A 15,909-nucleotide genomic window follows, 5' to 3' on the forward strand; every position below is an offset into this window, starting at 1 on the left:
TGTGCCGTATTTCGTCGTTGTACGGGAAGTGGCCGGATTACGCGTAGCCGACCGCGCTGGAGCAGCTTGCACTGGACGTACTGGATGTAGAGGACACTCGTCCGAACGCCTGGAAGGTTGGCCATGACCGACTCCGGAATCCGTACTCTCACGCCCTCCGCGCCCGCGTTCCCGCAGGACCGCACCTGTCCTTACCGGCCGCCCGCGGACTACGACCGGCTGATCGCGGACGGGCCGCTGACGCGCGTCACGCTGTACGACGGGCGCCAGGTGTGGCTGGTGACCGGGCACGCCCAGGCCAGGGCCCTGCTCGTCGACCCCCGGCTGTCCACCGACCGGCAGAATCCGGCCTTCCCCGTCATCGCCCCGAGCAGCGAGCGGCAGGGCGAGATCCGCCTGCCGGTCCTGGGCGTCGACGACCCCGAGCACGGCCGGCAGCGCCGCATGCTCATCCCCCACTTCGGCCTGAAGCGCGTCGCCGCCATGCGGCCGCGGATCCAGCAGGTCGTCGACGGCCTCCTCGACACCATGCTGGCCGAGGGGCCGGGGGCGGATCTCGTCCGCGCCTTCGCCCTGCCGGTGCCGTCGATGGTCATCTGCGACCTGCTCGGCATCCCCTACGCCGACCACGCGTTCTTCGAGGACAGTTCGCGGGCGATGCTCATGGCCGCGACGTCGGACGAGTCGATGGCGGCCTTCGACGAGCTGCGGGACTATCTGGAGGACCTGGTCGACCGCAGGCGGGCGGAGCCCGGCGACGGCCTCCTCGACGAACTCGTGGCCGACCGGCTCGCCGCCGGGGAGCTCGACCGGAACGACGTCGCGCTGACCGCCCTGCTGTTGCTCGTCGCCGGGCACGAGACCACTTCCAACATGATCTCCCTGGGGACGTACTCCCTGCTCGAACACCCCGACCAGCTCGCTGCGTTGCGCGCCGACCCGACGCTGATGCCCGGGGCGGTCGAGGAGCTCCTGCGGTTCCTGTCCATCGCCGACGGGCTCATACGCGTGGCCACCGAGGACTTCGAGATCGACGGCCGGACCGTACGCGCCGGGGACGGCGTCATGATCGGCACCTCGCTGGTCAACCGGGACGCGGCCGCCTACGCAGACCCCTACGCCCTCGACGTCCACCGGTCGGCCCGCCATCACGTCGCCTTCGGCTTCGGTGTCCATCAGTGCCTCGGCCAGAACCTGGCCCGGGCCGAGATGGAGATCGCCCTCACCACGCTCTTCCGGCGCATCCCGACCCTGCGCCCGGCCGTCGCCCCCGACGAGGTCCCCCTCAAGCCCGGCCACAGCCTGCAGGGTCTCTTCGCCTTCCCCGTCACCTGGTGACGGCCTCACGGAAACGGAAAACCACCATGAGCACCATCCGCATCTCCATCGACTCCGACCTCTGCGTCGGCTCGGGCCAGTGCGCGATGACCGCGCCCAGTGTCTTCACCCAGGACGACGACGGCTATGGCGCGGTCCTGCCCGGGCGCGAGGACGGCGGGGGCGACCCGCTGGCCCGCGAGGCGGCGCGGGCGTGTCCCGTCCAGGCGATCGCGGTGGAGGAGGACTAGCGCCCCTGGCAGCCCCCGGCGCTACAGGCGGTCCGCCTTCAGCGCCATGTGCAGCAGCAGGCGGCCCTCGCCGTCGTCCAGGTCCAGGCCCGTGAGCTGCTCCACCCGGGAGAGCCGGTAGTAGAGCGTCTGTCGGTGGATGCCCAGCGCCGCGGCCGTCCGCCCCGCCTGCCCCGCGCAGTCGAGGAAGACCTCCGCCGTGCGGGCCAGTTCCGTGTGGGCCGGTGCCAGCAGCGGCCGGATGGACGGATCGGCCGCGGCGTGCGCGGGCAGCGCGGACAGCACGCGGTACGGGCCGATGCCGGACCACTCCGCCACCGGCCCCAGCCGCGCCTCCGCCCCGGCCGCCCGCGCCGCCGCCAGCGCCTCGCGCCAGGCGGCGGGCAGTTCCGCGAGCCCCCGGCGCGGGGTGCCGAGCCCGGCCGTGGCCCGTACGGGACGGCCGGGCGCACCGCCCGCGCGGGGCGAGCGCAGCAGCCGGTCCGCCGCCGTGTGCGCGGGCGCCGGGGACGTCGTCGCCCGCAGGCGGATCAGCGCGGCCAGCGCGGCCGACCCGTCGGGCAGGGCGTCCGGCACCGCGCACAGCGCCGCCACCCCCGACTGCCCGGCCAGCGCCGATCCCGCCGCGGTCCCTTCCGCGTCCCCCGCGTCGCCCGTCTCGCCGTCGGTCTCGCCCGCCGTCCGCCAGGGCGCCACCGCGACCACCGCCAGCGGCCCGTCGCCCGCCGGGCCCAGCGCCTCGCGCAGCGCGGCCCGCGCCGCCTCCCGGCCCGCGGGCCTCCCGGTCAGCAGCTCCCGCAGCAGCTCGCCCAGCTCCGCGCCCGCCCGGGCCTCGGCGGCCAGCAGCGCCCCGATCCGGGCGGCCGTCTCCATCGCCTGCGCGAGCCGCGGGTCCGCGAGCGGCACGGCGAGGTCCAGCCCCGCCAGGTGCTCGTCGTCCAGCAGCCATACATAGCCGAGCACCACACCCCGATGGCGTACGGGCAGGCAGATACGGCCCTTGAACACCCCGGCCGCCGGATCCGGCGGGATCCGCAGCGGCGCCTGCGCCCGCGCGATGCCGAACGCCTCGAACCACGCCCGGACGGCCGCCGTCGACCGCCGCTGGAGGATGGACCGGGTCCGCACCGGGTCCATCGTCAGCTCGACGTCGTCGTCACCGTCGTGGGCGCCGAAGGCGATCAGTCCGAAATCCCGGTCCTCCAGGGTCGCGGGCGCGCCGAGCGCGGCCGATATCTCGTCCACGAGCTGCTGATAGTCGCCGCGCATCGCCCCGCCGCGCTCCTTCCGGCCCTGGGGCCCCTCCACTGGACCCCTTATGGCCCGAATTCGCCCCCCGGTTTCATGTGCCGCTCACTATTGTCATACACGTGTCTGAGATCCGGGCCACGGATGCGTGACAGCTGTCGATGGCCGAGGATCGCTGTGATCTCTAGGTTTCACGATGAGTTACTTATGCCGTTCCCCTCCGTGGGGCCGGCCGTCATCGTGGAGGTGCCCAGTGCTGGGTCCTGTGCTGCTCGCCGCGTCCCGCAGCGATGCCATCCGCCGTCTTGTCTCGGCCGCGCCGGGCACCAAGCAGGTCGTCGCCCGCTTCATCGCCGGCGAGACCCTCGACCAGGTCATCCCGATCGTCAAGGACGCCGCGGCCGAGGGCCTCGAGGTCACCCTCGACGTGGTGGGCGAGGACATCACCACGGTCGAGCAGTCGTACGCCGCGCGCGACGCCTACCTGGCGCTGGTCGACCGCCTCAAGGAGCTCGGCCTGGGCACCAGGGCCGAGATGTCGGTCAAGCTCTCCATGTTCGGCCAGGCGCTGGAGGGCGGCCACGAGCTGGCGCTCGCCAACGTCCGCCCGGTCGTCGAGGCCGCCGCCGCCATCGGCACCACGGTCACGCTCGACGCGGAGGACCACACCACCCTCGACTCGATGTTCGCCATCCACGAGGAGCTGCGGAGGGACTTCCCGCAGACCGGCTGCGTCATCCAGGCGTACCTCTTCCGCACCGAGGACGACGCCCGCCGCCTGGCCGCGGCCGGCAGCCGCGTGCGTATCGTGAAGGGTGCGTACAAGGAGCCGGCCTCCGTCGCGTACCAGGACAAGGCCGAGATCGACAAGGCGTTCGTCCGCATCGTCAAGATCCTGATGGCGGGCGAGGGCTACCCCATGATCGGTTCGCACGACCCGCGGCTGATCGCCATCTCGCAGGAGCTGGCCCGGCAGGCGGGGCGCAAACTGGACGAATACGAGTTCCAGATGCTGTACGGCATCCGCAGCGAGGAGCACGTCCGGCTGGCCGCCGAGGGCCACCGGATGCGGGTCTACACGGCCTACGGAACCGACTGGTACGGCTATTTCATGCGCCGTCTCGCCGAGAAGCCCGCGAACCTGCTGTTCTTCGCCCGCTCCATCCTCACCAAGGGCTGAGCCGCCCGACCCCCTCTGACGAGCCCCGAAGGAGAAACGGAAAATCATGGACGCCGTTACCCAGGTCCCCGCCCCGGTCAATGAGCCGGTGCACAGCTACGCCCCCGGTTCCCCCGAGCGCGCCCGCCTCGAGGCGAAGCTCAAGGAGCTGGCCGGGAACCCCATCGACCTGCCGATGACGATCAACGGCGAGAAGCGGATGGGCGGCGGCGAGCCGTTCGAGGTCGTACAGCCGCACAACCACGCCGCCGTGCTCGGCACGTTCAACAACGCCACGCAGCAGGACGCCCAGGACGCCGTCGACGCGGCCCTCGCCGCCGCCCCGGCCTGGCGCGCGATGTCCTTCGACGACCGCGCCGCGATCATCCTGCGCGCCGCCGAGCTGCTGGCCGGCCCCTGGCGCGAGACGCTGGCCGCCTCCACCATGCTGGGCCAGTCGAAGACCGCCCAGCAGGCCGAGATCGACACCCCGTGCGAGCTCGTCGACTTCTGGCGCTTCAACGTGCACTTCGCGCGCCAGATACTCGCCGAGCAGCCGGTCGCCAACTCCACCGGCGTGTGGAACCGCAGCGACCACCGGCCGCTGGAGGGCTTCGTCTACGCGATCACGCCCTTCAACTTCACCGCCATCGCCGGCAACCTGCCGACCGCCCCGGCCCTGATGGGCAACGTGGTCGTCTGGAAGCCGTCCCCGACCCAGACCCACGCCGCCGTGCTGCTGATGCAGCTCCTGGAGGAGGCGGGCCTGCCCAAGGGCGTCATCAACCTGGTGACCGGCGACGGCATCGCCGTCTCCGAGGTGGCCCTGAACCACCCCGAGCTGGCCGGCATCCACTTCACCGGTTCGACCAAGACCTTCCAGTACCTCTGGAAGACGGTCGGCAACAACATCGAGAACTACCGGTCCTACCCGCGCCTGGTCGGCGAGACCGGCGGCAAGGACTTCGTCGTCGCCCACCCGAGCGCCGACCGCGCCATCCTGAAGACCGCGCTGACCCGCGGCTCCTTCGAGTTCCAGGGCCAGAAGTGCTCGGCCTCCTCCCGTGCCTACATCCCGCGCTCCATCTGGGAGGACGGCTTCAAGGAGGAGTTCGCGGCCGAGGTCGACGGCATCACCATGGGTGACGTCAGCGACCTGTCGAACTTCATCGGCGCCGTCATCGACGACCGCTCCTTCGCCAAGAACAAGGCCGCGATCGACCGCGCCAAGGCCGACCCGAGCTGCACGGTCGTCGCCGGTGGCACGTACGACGACTCCGTCGGCTACTTCGTCCGCCCGACGGTCATCGAGTGCACCGACCCGGCGAACGAGGTCTTCACGACCGAGTACTTCGGCCCGATCCTCGCCGTGCACGTCTACGAGGACGGCGACTTCGACGCGATGCTGGCGCAGATGGAGTCGGTCTCGGCGTACGCCCTGACCGGTGCGGTCATCGCGCAGGACCGTGCCGCGGCCGCCGACGCGATGGAGAAGCTCCGCTTCGCCGCGGGCAACTTCTACATCAACGACAAGTCGACGGGCGCCGTCGTCGGCCAGCAGCCGTTCGGTGGCGGCCGCGCGTCGGGCACCAACGACAAGGCCGGTGCCGCGTCGAACCTGATGCGCTGGACGTCGACCCGCTCCATCAAGGAGACCCTGGTCCCGCCGACCGACTACCGCTACCCGCACATGGGCTGACCTGCCCGTTTGCTGACCCCTTCTGTTGCATCGCCCCCGCCGGCCCCCAGCCGACGGGGGCGGTGTCGTTCCCGGTGCCCCGCTCGCCGTCTCAGATAGTAGGAAGACCGAGTAATTGGGCAGACACCGCCGCCACCCTGTCCTAGCGTGTAAGGAGCCGAAACCTTCCGCTCCATCGAGCGACAGCGGCCCCGGCCGGCGTGCCCCGCGCAGGTGACCCCTGCGGCACCCGCCCCGCGCCCTCCTCCCGGCTCCGTCCGACCCCTCTCGGGGGATCAGCCAAGACGACTCAGTAAGAGGAGACGTGACGTCCATGCCCGAAACCGCCGTCCGCAGGATCCGCCGCACCCCCCGTTCGGCCGAGAGCGCCGACCGCAAGGCCGACCGGATGAACGCCGCCGCCGCCCTCCAGCGCGCGCTGGACCGCAGGGACAACGGCGGCGAGACCGGTCACTGACCCGAGGAGCGCGTCACGTCGCTGTGCTAGCCCTTCGACGCTCCGCTCCGCGTCACGTCGAAGTGATCGATGCGGGCGCCGCTCTCCGCCAGCGCCGTCACCCGTAGCCGCGGCCGCGGGCCGGGCTCGCACTCCACCGCGAGGAACGAGTAGCCGGTGTAACGCACGCGGGACCACTCCACCGTCTCCTTGTGCTCCTTGCCGCCCTTCTCCCAGTGGTAGGTGGCCACGCTGTCCAGGTCCTTGACGTGGCCCTCGTAGCTGTCCGGCACCGGGAAGTCGTACAGCGACTTCCCGGCGCCGCCCGCGGTGACGTAGACGATGCCGTCGCGGGTGGAGTCGGCGCTCCCGCCGATCGGGAGCTTCTTGCCGACCCCGGTGCCCCGGATCGCGTCGGTCCGCTCGTAGACGTGGTTGTGGCCGTTGATGACGAGGTCGACCTTGTGCTTCTCGAAGAGCGGCAGCCACGCGTCGCGCACGCCGCCGTCCGAGGCGTGCGAGTTGGTGGTCGAGAAGGCGCAGTGGTGGAAGAAGACCACGATGAAGTCCAGGCCCCGCTGCTTGCGCAGCTCGCCCAGGCGCCGGTCGAGCCAGCGGGTCTGCTTGCCGCCGGTGTAGCCGGTGTTGGCGGTGATCTCGTACGAGACGTCGTTGGCGTCGAGGGCTACGACGCCGACGTTGCCGTAGACGAAGGAGTAGACGCCCGGCGACTTCGTCGCATCGATGCCGTTGCGCGGCAGCGTCCAGCGGGCGTTCTGGCCGCCGTAGCCGTCGGGGGAGTACCAGGCCTCCATGTCGTGGTTGCCGGTGGTCACCATCCAGGGCACGGACTTGGCCACCGACTCGGTCTGGGCGAGGAACTGGTCCCACACCCGCGCGTCGTAGTGGTCCGTGGGCTTGCCCTCGCCGCTGTCGTCGGCGTAGCAGATGTCACCCGCGTGGAGGTGGAAGGCCGGGTTCTGGCCGAGGATCAACTGGTCGTTGCCGAGCGCGTGATAGCTGACGCCCTGGTCGCCGAAGGCGGTGAAGGTGAACTTCTCCGCCCGCGCCGGGGCGGTGCTGAAGGTGCCTATGGTCGAGAAGTGGGCGGGGTCGGCCGGGTCGAAGCCGTCGTGCCCGACGCCGTAGTAATAGGTCCGGCCGGGGCGGAGGTTGTCCAGGGCCGCGTGCAGATAGACCTGGTCGACGGCCGGGAGCTTCGAGGACAGCGACGGGGTGTGCAGGTCCCGCACCTCCGCGTCGATGCGGTGGCTGAGGTCCCAGGGCTTCAGGCCCACCCGCACGAACGGCCGCTTGACCGCGAACGGCACCTGCCAGGAGATCCGCATCTGCATCTTCGGGTCGGCACCGAAGGCGAGGTGACGGCCGAAGGGCGCGACGTGCTTGCCGTCCACCTTGGCGGTCGCGGCCGAGGTCAGCAGCGTGGGGGAGAGGGGTGCGGGGGCCGCGGCGTACGCGCTGGTGCCGGCGCCGCCCAGCAGGCCCGCGCCCGCCACGGTGCCCGCCGTGACGGCCCCGGCGCGCAGCATGCCGCGCCGCGTCAGCTTGGTCCGCAGGTATTCGTGCTGCTCGGCCATCGTCATCCGGCTCGCGAGCTGTTGGGGGATGCCTACCCGTGGTGTGTCCATGACGCAGAACGTGCCAGGGATCGACGACGCGAATGAGGACTTTGCATGAACACGGCCTATACGAATCGCAATGTGTCCGTATGGTGGACGCGCCGTGTCATCCAGCGGGACGGGGAGTACGGTCCCGGTATGTCTCGCAGCCTTCGCCTCGCAGTCATCCCCGGTGACGGAATCGGCCGGGAAGTCGTCGCCCAGGGCCTCAAGGTCCTTGGCGCCGTGCTCCCTTCGGACGTCAAGCTGGAGACCGAGGAATACGACCTCGGTGCCCGCCGCTGGCACGCCACCGGCGAGATCCTCCCCGACGCCGAGCTGGAGTCCCTCAGGCGCCACGACGCGATCCTGCTCGGCGCGATCGGCGACCCCTCCGTCCCGTCCGGGGTGCTGGAGCGCGGGCTGCTGCTCAAGCTGCGGTTCGCCTTCGACCACTACGTCAACCTGCGTCCGTCGAAGCTCTTCCCCCACACGGCGACCCCGCTCGCCGGGCGCCCCGAGATCGACTTCGTCGTCGTACGCGAGGGCACCGAGGGCCCGTATGTCGGCAACGGCGGCAGCCTGCGCACCGGCACCACCGCCGAGGTCGCCACCGAGGTCAGCGTCAACACCGCGTACGGCGTGGAGCGCGTGGTGCGCGACGCCTACGAGCGCGCCCGGTCCCGCCCCCGCAAGAAGCTCACCCTCGTCCACAAGAACAACGTCCTCGTGCACGCGGGCCACCTGTGGAAGAGCATCTTCGACCGCGTCGGCCGGGAGTACCCCGAGGTCACCACCGACTATCTGCACGTCGACGCCGCGACGATCTTCTTCGTCACCCAGCCGGAGCGCTTCGACGTCATCGTCACCGACAACCTCTTCGGCGACATCCTCACCGACCTCGCCGCCGCCGTCACCGGTGGCATCGGCCTCGCCGCCTCCGGCAACATCAACCCCAGCGGCGAGTTCCCCTCGATGTTCGAGCCGGTGCACGGCTCCGCGCCGGACATCGCGGGCACCGGCAAGGCCGACCCGACGGCCACCGTCCTCTCCGTGGCCCTGCTGCTGCGCCACCTCGGCCACGAGAGCGAGGCGGCCCGCATCGAGACCGCGGTGAGCGAGGACCTCGCGGAGCGCGGCGACGCCTTCCGCACCACGGACGAGATCGGCGACGCGCTCGCACTACGCGTAACCGTCGGCTAGCCACCGCCCCGCTGTGCTACCGCGCGGTTGGGTGCGACCATCGACCCGGGCCGCGCAACACATTTTCCGTCCACGGCCCCACGAGCGATAATCGAACGTGGGGCCGCGGTACGAGGGGAATCTCGGACGTCCCGTACCGAACGGGACGGAGTTTGAGTTCGCGGTCCGCCACACACAAAGGTGAAGGACACGGATTCATGACGACGCCCACGATCGAGCTCAAGCCTTCCTCGCACCCGCTGTCGGACGCCGAGCGGGAACGGATCCTGGCGAACCCCGGTTTCGGCCGCCACTTCACCGACCACATGGTGACCATCAAGTGGACCGAAGGGCGCGGCTGGCACGACGCGCAGCTCGTCCCCTACGCGCCGCTGTCGATCGACCCGGCGAACATGACGCTGCACTACGCGCAGACGATCTTCGAGGGCGCCAAGGCCTACCGGCAGCCCGACGGTTCGGTCGCCATCTTCCGCCCGGAGGAGAACGCCAAGCGCCTCCAGGCGTCCGCGCGCCGCCTGGCCATGCCCGAGCTGCCCGTCGAGACCTTCATCGAGGCGTGCGACGCGCTCGTGACCCAGGACAAGGCGTGGGTGCCGAGCTCCGGCGAGGCCTCGCTGTACCTGCGGCCCTTCATGTTCGCGACGGAGGTCGGCCTGGGCGTCCGCCCGGCCAACGAGTACCTCTTCGTCGTCATCGCCTCGCCCGCGGGCGCCTACTTCCCGGGCGGCGTCAAGCCCGTCTCCGTGTGGCTCTGCGAGGAGTACGTGCGCGCCGCCCCCGGCGGCACCGGCGCTGCGAAGGCCGGCGGCAACTACGCCGCCTCCCTCGTCGCCCAGGCCCAGGCCATGGAGCACGGCTGCGACCAGGTGGTCTGGCTGGACGCCATCGAGCGCCGCTGGATCGAGGAGATGGGCGGCATGAACCTGTACTTCGTGTACGGGGACAAGATCATCACCCCTGAGCTCACCGGCTCCCTCCTCCCCGGCATCACCCGCGCCTCGCTGATGACGATCGCCGCGGACCTCGGCTACGAGGTCACCGAGGGCCGCATCTCCGTCGACGACTGGAAGAACGCCAGCGCCGACGGCACCCTCACCGAGGTCTTCGCCTGCGGCACCGCCGCCGTGATCACCCCGGTCGGCTCGGTGAAGTCCACGCGCGCCGACTGGACGGTGGGCGACGGCAAGCCCGGCGAGGTCACCATGAAGCTCCGCAAGGCGCTCCTCGACATCCAGACCGGCGCCGCGCCGGACACCCACGGCTGGATGCACCCGCTGGGCGGCTGAGACGACTCCGCGGTCGCGTACTTGCGTGCGCGGTGATCACAACGCACGCAAGTACGCATGATCGTTGTCGCCCGGACCCTTGTCCGAAACCCCGCTGTTCCGTCACCGTGATCGACCATGGGACAGCACTGGAAGAAGATCTGGGTCGGTTCGGCCGGCAACATGGTCGAATGGTTCGACTGGTTCGTCTACGCGAGCTTCGCGACCTACTTCGCGGGCGCCTTCTTCCCCGAGGGCAACGACACCGCCAAACTCATGAACACCGCGGGCATCTTCGCGGTCGGCTTCTTCATGCGCCCGGTCGGCGGCTGGCTGCTCGGCCGGGTCGGCGACCGCAAGGGCCGCAAGGCGGCACTCACCCTGACCGTGTCGCTGATGTCGGCGTCCGCCGTGCTGATCGCCGTCGCCCCGACCTACGGGGTCGCGGGCTATGGCGGGGTCGCCGTCCTCCTCGTCGCCCGGCTGCTCCAGGGCCTCTCCGTCGGCGGCGAGTACGCGGCCAGCGCCACCTACCTCACCGAGGCGTCCGCGCCGGGCCGCCGCGGCTTCGCCTCCAGCTTCCAGTACGTCTCGATGACCGCGGGCCAGATCATCGGCCTCGGCCTCCAGATCCTGCTCCAGCACACCCTCTCCAGCGGCGAGCTGCACAGCTGGGGCTGGCGCATCCCCTTCGTCGTGGGCGCGCTCGGCGCCGCCGTCATCTTCTACCTGCGGCGCAACATGCTGGAGACGGAGGCGTACGAGGAGATCGGCGGAGCGGACGCGACGGCGCCGGAGGACCGGGGCACCATCCGCGCGCTGCTGCGGCACAAGCGGGAGGCGTTCCTGGTCGTCGCGCTCACCATGGGCGGCACGGTCGCGTACTACACCTACACCACCTACCTCACCAAATACCTCTCCAACAGCGCGGGCCTGCCCAAGCAGACCGCGACCCTGGTCAGCTTCTGCGCGCTGATCGTCTTCGCCTGCCTCCAGCCGCTCGCCGGGGCGCTCTCCGACCGCATCGGCCGCCGCCCGCTGCTGATCACCTTCGCGGTGGGCTCCACGTTCCTGACCGTGCCGATCATGACCCTGCTCAAACACGCGGGCTCCTTCTGGCCCGCGCTCGGTCTGTCCCTGCTCGCCCTGGTCGTGGTCACCGGCTACACGTCGATCAACGCGTGCGTGAAGGCCGAGCTCTTCCCCACCGCCATCCGCTCCCTGGGCGTCGCCCTGCCGTACGCGGTCGCCAACGCGCTCTTCGGCGGCACGGCGGAATACGTGGCCCTGTGGTTCAAGAAGGCGGGCGTGGAATCGGGCTTCTACTGGTACGTCGCGGGCTGCGCGGCGGTCTCCCTGGTCGTCTATCTCACGATGCGCGAGACGCGGGACATCGACCTGAAGGGGGCACGGCGCGACGAAGTGCCCCGAACGCCCGAAGTGACCGCATCGTGAGACCGGACCGCACCGCGCCCGGCCCCGTGCCAAGATGGCCCCGTGCTTCACCTCGCCACGATTATGGGCAGTGAGCGCGCCGGTCCGCAGTGACCCCGCCGTACCCACGACGTACGGCGCGGCCACCGTCGTCCCAGACCCGCGCGCAGACCTCTCGCACCCGCGAGAGGTCTTTTCGTTTCCCGGCACCACCTCGCCGGGGCGAGGCGCGAGGGACCATGAGGGGACGGTGGAACCGGTCAATCCGGTAGACCGAGATCCCGACAGGAGTCAGAGCAGCATGACGGACGCAACCGACGACAGCTTTCATGTCTTCGACACCACCTTGCGTGACGGCGCGCAGCGCGAAGGCATCAACCTCACCGTCGCGGACAAGCTGACCATCGCCCGGCACCTGGACGACTTCGGCGTCGGCTTCATCGAGGGCGGCTGGCCGGGCGCGAACCCCCGGGACACCGAGTTCTTCCAGCGGGCCCGCCTGGAGATCGACTTCAAGCACGCCCAGCTCGTCGCCTTCGGCGCCACCCGCAAGGCGGGCGTGCGTGCGGAGGACGACCCGCAGGTCGCGGCGCTGCTCGCCTCGGAAGCCCCCGTCATCACCCTGGTCGCCAAGTCCCACGACCGCCACGTCGAACTCGCGCTGCGCACCACGCTGGAGGAGAACCTCGCGATGGTGCGCGACACCGTCTCCTACCTCCGGGCGAAGGGCCGCCGCGTCTTCGTCGACTGCGAGCACTTCTTCGACGGCTACCGCGCCAACCCCCGCTACGCGACGCAGGTCGTGCGCACCGCGCACGAGGCGGGCGCCGACGTGGCCGTCCTCTGCGACACCAACGGCGGGATGCTGCCCCGGCAGGTGGAGTCCGTCGTCCGCACCGTGCTCACCGACACCGGGGCGCGGCTCGGCATCCACGCGCAGGACGACACGGGCTGCGCGGTCGCCAACACCCTCGCCGCCGTGGACGCGGGCGCGACGCACGTGCAGTGCACGGCCAACGGCTACGGCGAGCGCGTCGGCAACTCCAACCTCTTCCCCGTCGTCGCCGCCCTGGAGCTCAAGTACGGCCGCAGCGTGCTGCCGGAGGGCTCGCTCGCCGAGATGACCCGGATCTCGCACGCCATCGCCGAGGTCGTCAACCTCACCCCCTCCACCCACCAGCCCTACGTCGGCGTCTCCGCCTTCGCGCACAAGGCCGGGCTGCACGCCTCCGCGATCAAGGTCGACCCGGACCTCTACCAGCACATCGACCCGGAGCGGGTCGGCAACACCATGCGGATGCTGGTCTCCGACATGGCCGGCCGCGCCTCCATCGAGCTCAAGGGCAAGGAACTGGGCATCGACCTGGGCGGCGACCGCGAGCTGATCGGCCGCGTCGTCGAGCGCGTCAAGGAGCGCGAGCTGGCGGGGTACACCTACGAAGCCGCCGACGCCTCCTTCGAGTTGCTGCTGCGCCAGGAGACGGAGGGCCGGGCGCGCCGCTACTACCGGGTGGAGTCCTGGCGCGCCATCGTCGAGGACCGCCCCGACGGCACGCACGCCAACGAGGCGACCGTGAAGCTGTGGGCCAAGGGCGAACGCATCGTCGCCACCGCCGAGGGAAACGGCCCGGTCAACGCCCTGGACCGGGCCCTGCGCGTCGCCCTGGAACGCATCTATCCCCAGCTCGCCGCCCTGAAGCTCACCGACTACAAGGTCCGCATCCTGGAAGGCAGCCTGGGCACGGGCTCCATCACCAGGGTCCTCGTCTCCACGAGCGACGAGAGCGGGGAGTGGTCCACGGTGGGCGTGGCGGAGAACGTCATCGCGGCGTCGTGGCAGGCACTGGACGACGCGTACGCGTACGGCCTGCGCCGCGCGGGGGTGGAACCGCAGGAGTAGTGCCGGGGTTGGGGGCGGGTCCGGGGCGGAGCCCCGGTTGAGGGAAGGGGCGGGTAGGGGAAAAATCCCCCGCCCACCTCAGCCGTACACCACCCCCACCCCGCCCCCCAGCAGCTCGTACGCAACATCCGCATCCGCGTGAGCAAGCGGCAGAACCTCGACCGCGCTCGACCCACCCGCAATCCGCCCCCAGTTCACGCGCGCGATCCGCTGCTGCACCGTCACGATCTGCGAAGCGGCAAGCCGAGCGGTGAGCTCGTCACCTCCCGCGACGAGCAGCGCCGAGGCCAGCTCCTCCTCGTCCCGCGCCGTGTACCGCACGAGTCGCGCCGCCAGGCTCGGCGTCGTGAAGACCAGGTCGTGGAAGGCCAGCACGGCGGGGTTGTCGTTGAGGCCCGTGACCGGGTCGTGGGCGTCGAGGCGTTCGTGGAAGTGCGTGCGCAGCGCGGCCAGTGGCGACAGCCCGGCCGGCCGGTCGCGCACCACGCGGGCCGCCTCGCCCTGGTGGTCGGCGATGCGGTGGAGGACCAGATCCTCCTTGGCCGGGAAATAGCGGAAGAGCGTCGGCTTGGACACCTCCACCGCGGCGGCCACGTCCGCGACCGACACCTGGTCGAAGCCGCGCGCGAGGAAGAGCTCGATCGCCGTCTCGGACAGCGCCTGCCGTGTGCGCTGCTTCTTGCGTTCCCGCAGTCCGGTCTCGTCAGTCACGGGTTCACTCTATCAGGCGTTTGTTACCCAGGATCTTTTGTTACTCAGTTGCATTTCTTCTCCGCGGGGTCTTTGATGGACGTACCGAACGACGGAGGGACACCGCATGACCACCACCGCAGTGCTGATCGTGGGCGCAGGGCCGACGGGTCTGACGCTGGCCTGCACACTCGCCCGGGCCGGGGTCCCGGTGCGGATCGTCGACAAGTCGCCCGCGTTCCACGACGGTTCGCGGGGCAAGGGGCTCAACCAGCGCAGCCGTGAGGTGCTCGCCGACCTCGGCATGGGGGAGGAGTTCACGGCAGCGGGCAACCCCCGCCTGGTCTTCCGCAAATACCGGGACGGCGTCGCGGTGGCCGACCATGCGCCTGGGGAGGGTGCGGCCCCGTCGCCCGACGTGCCCTACGCGACGGGGCTGTGGATACCGCAGTGGCGGACCGAGGGGATCCTCAGGGCGAAGCTCGCATCGTACGGGGTGCGGGTCGAACTGGGCAGTGAGGTGGCCGAGTTCACCCAGGACCAGGACGGGGTGGCGGTGACACTCGCCGACGGCCGGCGCGTCGATGCCGCGTATCTCGTGGGCTGCGACGGCGCCCGCGGCATGGTCCGCAAGGCGCTCGGGGTGGCCTTCGACGGGGCGGCCGAACCGGAGCTCGCGCTGGTCGGGGATGTCGAGGTCGAGGGCGGCCTGGACCGCGGCTATTGGCACCAGTGGATCGACGAGGACGGCGCCGTTCTCCTCTGCCCCTTGCCCGGCACCCCGCGCTGGCAGCTCCAGAGTTCGCCCGAGCCCGACTCCGATGGGGGCTATGCGAAGCCGTCCCTGGAGGTGTTCCAGCGCCAGCTCGACCGCCATGCGCGGATGCCCGGGCTGCGGCTGACCAACCCGGGCTGGCTCTCGACGTATCGCGTCAATGTCCGGATGGCCGAGCGTTTCCGGGTCGGCAGGGTCTTCCTCGCGGGCGACGCGGCCCATATCCACTCGATCGCCGGCGGCCTCGGCATGAACACCGGCATCCAGGACGGCTACAACCTCGGCTGGAAGCTCGCCCTCGTCGTGAACGGCGCGGCGGGGGAGGGGCTGCTGGACACCTATGAGGAGGAGCGGCTGCCGGTGGCCGCCTGGACCTTGAAGATCACCAACGAGCGGCTGCGGGCCGTCAGGGAGGGGGCGCGGAAGGCGGGGGTCGGCACGGAGGCGGGGTTCAGCAGCGACCTCACCACTCTGGGCGTCGGATACGGCTGGAGCTCGCTGGCGTGGGGCGGGCCGGCGGCGGGGGAGCGGGCGCCGGACGCACCGTGCCACGACGCCCTGACCGGCGCGCCCGTCAGGCTCTTCGAGGTCTTCGCCGGCCCCCGGTTCACCCTGCTGGGCTTCGGCCCGGAGAGCGCGGCGGCACTCGCACGGGTGTCGGCGGCCTGCGGCGAACTGGTCCGTACGTGCCTCATCGACGGAAGCGGCGCGGGGCTGGCGGATCCCGAGGGGCACGCGTGGCGGGCGTATGGAATGGCGGGACGGGAGGGCGGCGGTGCGGACGGGCCGGGGAGGGCCGGAAGGGGCGGGCTGGTGCTCGTGCGGCCCGACAACCACGTCGCCCTGACGGCGTCGGTGGACCGAGGCGCCGAGGTCGTCGACCGTCTGGAGCGCCTCGGCCGCTGACACCGCA

13 protein-coding genes are annotated in these 15,909 nt (G+C 70.9%); 10 read left to right on the plus strand and 3 right to left on the minus strand.

Going from position 1 to position 15,909, the window contains the following annotated elements:
* Positions 1-123: 123 nt before the first annotated feature.
* The gene (locus ABD269_RS21730; RefSeq protein WP_301892087.1) at positions 124-1,338 is read left to right on the plus strand and encodes a cytochrome P450; all 1,215 of its coding nucleotides are present in this window, start codon (positions 124-126) and stop codon (positions 1,336-1,338) included.
* Positions 1,339-1,373: 35 nt separating this feature from the next.
* Positions 1,374-1,568: a ferredoxin gene (locus ABD269_RS21735; RefSeq protein ID WP_301894304.1), complete on the plus strand. Its 195-nt coding sequence runs from the start codon at positions 1,374-1,376 to the stop codon at positions 1,566-1,568.
* Positions 1,569-1,589: 21 nt separating this feature from the next.
* Here ABD269_RS21735 and ABD269_RS21740 read toward each other — a convergent pair whose 3' ends face one another.
* A complete protein-coding gene (locus ABD269_RS21740) occupies positions 1,590-2,837 on the minus strand; it encodes a PucR family transcriptional regulator (RefSeq protein WP_301894303.1) in 1,248 nt (415 codons plus the stop codon).
* Positions 2,838-3,069: 232 nt separating this feature from the next.
* Here ABD269_RS21740 and ABD269_RS21745 point away from each other — a divergent pair, with 232 nt between their 5' ends.
* From ABD269_RS21745 to ABD269_RS21755, 3 genes are all read left to right on the plus strand, one after another.
* Positions 3,070-3,996 carry a proline dehydrogenase family protein gene (locus tag ABD269_RS21745; RefSeq protein ID WP_301892086.1) on the plus strand — a complete coding sequence of 309 codons (927 nt, stop codon included), beginning with the start codon at positions 3,070-3,072 and terminating at the stop codon, positions 3,994-3,996.
* A gap of 46 nt (positions 3,997-4,042) precedes the next feature.
* Entirely contained in the window at positions 4,043-5,674 is a 1,632-nt protein-coding gene (gene pruA / locus ABD269_RS21750; RefSeq protein ID WP_344120180.1) for an L-glutamate gamma-semialdehyde dehydrogenase, read from the plus strand.
* Positions 5,675-5,987: 313 nt separating this feature from the next.
* Positions 5,988-6,131, plus strand: a complete 144-nt coding sequence (locus ABD269_RS21755; protein WP_301892084.1) for a hypothetical protein — start codon at positions 5,988-5,990, stop codon at positions 6,129-6,131.
* 26 nt (positions 6,132-6,157) lie between these two features.
* Here the strand turns inward: ABD269_RS21755 and ABD269_RS21760 are convergent, their stop codons facing one another.
* Positions 6,158-7,759 carry a purple acid phosphatase family protein gene (locus ABD269_RS21760; RefSeq protein WP_344120183.1) on the minus strand — a complete coding sequence of 534 codons (1,602 nt, stop codon included), beginning with the start codon at positions 7,757-7,759 and terminating at the stop codon, positions 6,158-6,160.
* A 129-nt stretch (positions 7,760-7,888) separates the two neighbouring features.
* Here ABD269_RS21760 and ABD269_RS21765 point away from each other — a divergent pair, with 129 nt between their 5' ends.
* The 4 genes from ABD269_RS21765 (at position 7,889) to cimA (ending at position 13,531) form a co-directional block, all read left to right on the plus strand.
* A complete protein-coding gene (locus ABD269_RS21765) occupies positions 7,889-8,932 on the plus strand; it encodes a 3-isopropylmalate dehydrogenase (protein WP_344120185.1) in 1,044 nt (347 codons plus the stop codon).
* A gap of 197 nt (positions 8,933-9,129) precedes the next feature.
* Positions 9,130-10,218 carry a branched-chain amino acid aminotransferase gene (locus ABD269_RS21770; RefSeq protein ID WP_344120187.1) on the plus strand — a complete coding sequence of 363 codons (1,089 nt, stop codon included), beginning with the start codon at positions 9,130-9,132 and terminating at the stop codon, positions 10,216-10,218.
* 117 nt (positions 10,219-10,335) lie between these two features.
* Positions 10,336-11,652, plus strand: a complete 1,317-nt coding sequence (locus ABD269_RS21775) for an MFS transporter (RefSeq protein WP_344120189.1) — start codon at positions 10,336-10,338, stop codon at positions 11,650-11,652.
* Positions 11,653-11,932: 280 nt separating this feature from the next.
* Positions 11,933-13,531, plus strand: a complete 1,599-nt coding sequence (gene cimA, locus ABD269_RS21780) for a citramalate synthase (RefSeq protein ID WP_116214063.1) — start codon at positions 11,933-11,935, stop codon at positions 13,529-13,531.
* A 78-nt stretch (positions 13,532-13,609) separates the two neighbouring features.
* Here the strand turns inward: cimA and ABD269_RS21785 are convergent, their stop codons facing one another.
* Positions 13,610-14,242 (minus strand): TetR/AcrR family transcriptional regulator, encoded by a 633-nt coding sequence (locus ABD269_RS21785; protein ID WP_344120192.1) that lies wholly within the window; start codon positions 14,240-14,242, stop codon positions 13,610-13,612.
* 106 nt (positions 14,243-14,348) lie between these two features.
* Between ABD269_RS21785 and ABD269_RS21790 the strand changes: the two genes are divergently transcribed.
* Positions 14,349-15,902 carry an FAD-dependent monooxygenase gene (locus tag ABD269_RS21790; RefSeq protein WP_344120195.1) on the plus strand — a complete coding sequence of 518 codons (1,554 nt, stop codon included), beginning with the start codon at positions 14,349-14,351 and terminating at the stop codon, positions 15,900-15,902.
* Positions 15,903-15,909: the final 7 nt, after the last annotated feature.

The organism is Streptomyces blastmyceticus (assembly GCF_039521185.1).
GTDB lineage: Bacteria > Actinomycetota > Actinomycetes > Streptomycetales > Streptomycetaceae > Streptomyces > Streptomyces blastmyceticus.